Raw genomic sequence first — 3,255 nt, 5'->3', positions numbered from 1 at the left:
CGCCGGTGTCTGGCTGCGTCACGGCTTGGAGAGTAGAATTGCTCATGGCGTATCCGTCCTATGTTGGTTGTGATCTGGCGAGATCAATCAACAGGATACGCCACCCTCTCTACTGCCCTCCATACACAAGAACTGAGCTTAACTCCACCTTATGCGCGTCTGGCGCGCATCGTTTTAATTGAAAAAGGGCTAGATGAGACCGTTACGCTGAAGTGGTGCGACCCTTGGGCAGACGATGCCGCTCTATTAAAGGCCAACCCCGCGGGGCGCATTCCGGCGCTGATAACGGAGGACGGCACCACGCTAAGCGAGTCGATGCTGATTGCCGTTTATCTGGATGGCGTGAGTCCCAACAAGCCAATGATTCCCTCAACGTGTTTGGGTGATGTGTTGCACCTGGCTGGGTTGGGTCAAAACCTGATGGATGCCGCTTTCACGACCGTGATTGCAAGAAAGCATTATGGCAATGAGATTGAAGAGAGCGAACTCGGGCTAAGGCGGCAACGAGCCATACAGAGAATCTTAAAACAACTGAACAGCGAGCTTAAAAAACCATTTGCCTCGTCAGTCAATCTCGGTGAAATCGCGATAGCCGTTGCGCTAGATTACTTAGCTTTCAGGTTGCCAGAGGTGAGCTGGAAAGAAGCGTATCCACAACTTCAGGTTTGGCACGCTGGCATGGTGGCAACAAAGAGCTTCCAGCAGACGGCATTCTGTTAGTAGAGGCTGACCACCTCAAAGCAACCATCCCAAGCCCGAAATCCATAGACCAAAACCGAAGCTGGAATGCGCCACAAGGCTGCGAAGCCTAGCGATGTTTGGCTGAGGTGTCTTACGGGCGGTGATCCCTGCGCCCAAGCAAGGTTGCAGGACAAGAAAAGGCGCAAGCACCGTCATCACACCGAAACCTAGCGCAGGTATGAGCGTAGGGCGGGCGAGCCAGTCCGGCCCAACAAGTACCAGGAACATCACAGAGAAAGCGATCCCAATCAGATAATGCGCAAACCACCCTAGAGGCGCTTCTGCTTGGATCTGTGCGCTATTGCCGATAGGCCGATGGATAAACCTGCCGCTCGGCAAGTGACCCAGCCAGCGCCCAACCATCGCGTAATTCAGTGAGGGGATACCCAGCAGGCGTTTTTGCAACAGCGCTACGATATCCATGAAAGCGGTCGCCCCAACGCCGAGCAATAGAGCATCGATCAGCAGTCCGTTCATTTCGGGGCAACCAAGGTAATGGCGAAAATCAGTGTGGCCTGAACGACTGCCAATCGCGTAAAGGCAGGGCTGACCCTGTGGGTGAAACGAGCCTGATTATTGAAAAGTGGCATCTTCCTCAATCTCCTTGAAGGCTAGGGTGAGGAGAAGTAGCTTATTACCTCAAGTCAACTTGAAGTCAAGTGCCATGCTCGATATTGCCGAACTCTCCCGTAAAAGCGGTATACCCGCCTCGAAACTGCGCTATTACGAAGAAGTGGGGCTGATCAGATCAGTGGGTCGCAATGGGTTGCGTCGCGTTTTCGAAACGGACGTGTTGACGCGCTTGTCGCTGATTGCGCTGGGGCAGGTCGCGGGGTTTTCGCTGGCCGAAATACGCGAAATGCTGGGTTCTGAACGACTGCCGGAAATCGATCGTGAGATGGTGAGTGACAAGGCGGATCTCCTGGATCGCCGCATCAAAGAACTGACAGCACTACGTGATGGTTTGCGTCATGTTGTGACTTGCACGGCGCCAAGTCATCTGGAATGCCCCACCTTTCAACGTCTGATGCGGATTGCACAAACGCGCCAGGCGATGCGAGGGAGTGAGCAGAAAAAGGCCCGCACGAGGCGGAAGGGTGGAGGGGGTAGTCGCAAGGCATCATCGTTAGGTAGAGACTGAAGAAAGCGGGATTAGGGTTGGTCTGAAAAATAGTCTCGTGAGCGCTTTGAACTCTTGCTGGCGGCGGTCACGCCAGCTTATTTAGGCATTAATGCTGGATCTCGGCTCGTCACTTCTCCACCTCTTCGACGGGCAGTTCTTCGATGCCCGCGATCATCTGATCATCCATTTCGGTGAGAGCGATCAGCGTACGGGCCGCGTTACGTTTGCTTTCCAAAGAGTGCTTCTCGGCTTCCTTAAGCCCTTCCAAAACGTCCTGTCTTAATGCCCAAGCATTTATTACTTCAGCCAAAGACAGTAGTAGGGCGGTAGTAATGGGATCAACATGACCCAGGTCATCTTCGTAGCCTAAAGTGTGATGAGGAGAGAATGGGATTCAACGAACTTTGCTGCTAGGCTCATTTTATTAGAGCTAAAAAGCCGCAGGGAACAACCTAATGCCACAGGCACCTCGCATCGAGCTCCACCCCGTTAACCAGCGCGTGCAGGTGCATGTGGATGGCAATCTGCTTGCCGACTCCACCCAAGCCCTCGAACTCCGCGAAACCGGCTACCCGCCACGCCATTATTTCCCGCGTGAAGATGTGCGGATGGATTTGCTTACCCTTTCCGAAACAACGACCCACTGCCCGTTTAAAGGCACCACAGTGTATTTCTCGCTGGGTGACAACAAAGATATTGCCTGGAGTTACGAGGAGCCGATTGAAAGTATGCAGTCTATTGCAGGCATGATGGCGCTTTATGAAAATTTGGACGATTGACTCTTTTCGACCCTGAGAGGCCGTCCTGGTAATCACTGTGAGTAAATCGGACATAAGGATGTAAAGATGAGTTTTGTTGGTGCAAGATGGTGGAAGTTTGATTTTCATACACATACTCCAGCATCTTTTGATTATGGAAAAGCAGACGTCCATTTAAAAACCTCAAAAACACCAAGAGATTGGCTTTTAGATTATATAGCTAAGGGGATCGAGTGTGTTGCAGTCACAGATCATAACTCTGGTGATTGGGTTGATAAGCTTAAGGAAGCCGCAGAAATTTTAAGAGGGGAAGGAAATTCAATCTTTGTTTTTCCTGGTATAGAAATTACAGCTAACTCGAACGTCCATGTTCTAGGTATATTTGACCCAAGTGCAACTTCAGCAGATATAAGCGCGGTTATTGGCGCTTCGAAATTTCGAGGAAAAAAAGGCGATAGTGATTCGGTTGCTGAAGAAAGTGCTGAAAACATAATCCTGAATCCGTGAGACCGGCCCCCGGAAGCACTTCTAACCCACTGACCTGCATGGCAATATAGCCATTATCGCCATTCACCCAGACAGTGCCATGCCCAACATAAAGTTCCGCGCCAGTCGCCGCACCCTCACCAGCCA

General features: G+C 51.5%; 5 protein-coding genes. 4 read left to right on the top strand and 1 reads right to left on the bottom strand.

The window, feature by feature from the left end:
• Positions 1–60: 60 nt before the first annotated feature.
• Positions 61–720, top strand: a complete 660-nt coding sequence (locus B7L15_RS19175; RefSeq protein WP_085920485.1) for a glutathione S-transferase N-terminal domain-containing protein — start codon at positions 61–63, stop codon at positions 718–720.
• Between the two features lie 15 nt (positions 721–735).
• On the opposite strand, the gene B7L15_RS19170 is transcribed toward B7L15_RS19175, so the two are convergent.
• A complete protein-coding gene (locus tag B7L15_RS19170) occupies positions 736–1,218 on the bottom strand; it encodes a DUF2938 domain-containing protein (protein WP_085920484.1) in 483 nt (160 codons plus the stop codon).
• A 187-nt stretch (positions 1,219–1,405) separates the two neighbouring features.
• On the opposite strand from B7L15_RS19170, the gene B7L15_RS19165 reads away from it, so the two are divergent.
• From B7L15_RS19165 to B7L15_RS19470, 3 genes are all read left to right on the top strand, one after another.
• Positions 1,406–1,882, top strand: coding sequence for a helix-turn-helix domain-containing protein (locus B7L15_RS19165; RefSeq protein WP_085920483.1), 477 nt, complete (start codon positions 1,406–1,408; stop codon positions 1,880–1,882).
• A 437-nt stretch (positions 1,883–2,319) separates the two neighbouring features.
• The gene (locus B7L15_RS19160; protein ID WP_085920482.1) at positions 2,320–2,643 is read left to right on the top strand and encodes a DUF427 domain-containing protein; all 324 of its coding nucleotides are present in this window, start codon (positions 2,320–2,322) and stop codon (positions 2,641–2,643) included.
• Positions 2,644–2,709: 66 nt separating this feature from the next.
• A complete protein-coding gene (locus tag B7L15_RS19470; protein WP_139839416.1) occupies positions 2,710–3,129 on the top strand; it encodes a PHP domain-containing protein in 420 nt (139 codons plus the stop codon).
• Positions 3,130–3,255: the final 126 nt, after the last annotated feature.

It is taken from the genome of Halomonas sp. CSM-2, from assembly GCF_002119345.1.
GTDB classification, from domain to species: domain Bacteria; phylum Pseudomonadota; class Gammaproteobacteria; order Pseudomonadales; family Halomonadaceae; genus Vreelandella; species Vreelandella janggokensis.
Note: the sequence above shows the minus strand (reverse complement) of the source record. Positions and strands in the feature narration are given on the sequence as shown.

Coding starts and splice junctions, on each gene's coding strand:
- B7L15_RS19165 (WP_085920483.1), top strand. CDS start 1,406: ATGCTCGATATTGCCGAACTCTCCCGTAAAAGCGGTATACCCGCCTCG.
- B7L15_RS19170 (WP_085920484.1), bottom strand. CDS start 1,218: ATGAACGGACTGCTGATCGATGCTCTATTGCTCGGCGTTGGGGCGACC.
- B7L15_RS19160 (WP_085920482.1), top strand. CDS start 2,320: ATGCCACAGGCACCTCGCATCGAGCTCCACCCCGTTAACCAGCGCGTG.
- B7L15_RS19175 (WP_085920485.1), top strand. CDS start 61: ATGTTGGTTGTGATCTGGCGAGATCAATCAACAGGATACGCCACCCTC.
- B7L15_RS19470 (WP_139839416.1), top strand. CDS start 2,710: ATGAGTTTTGTTGGTGCAAGATGGTGGAAGTTTGATTTTCATACACAT.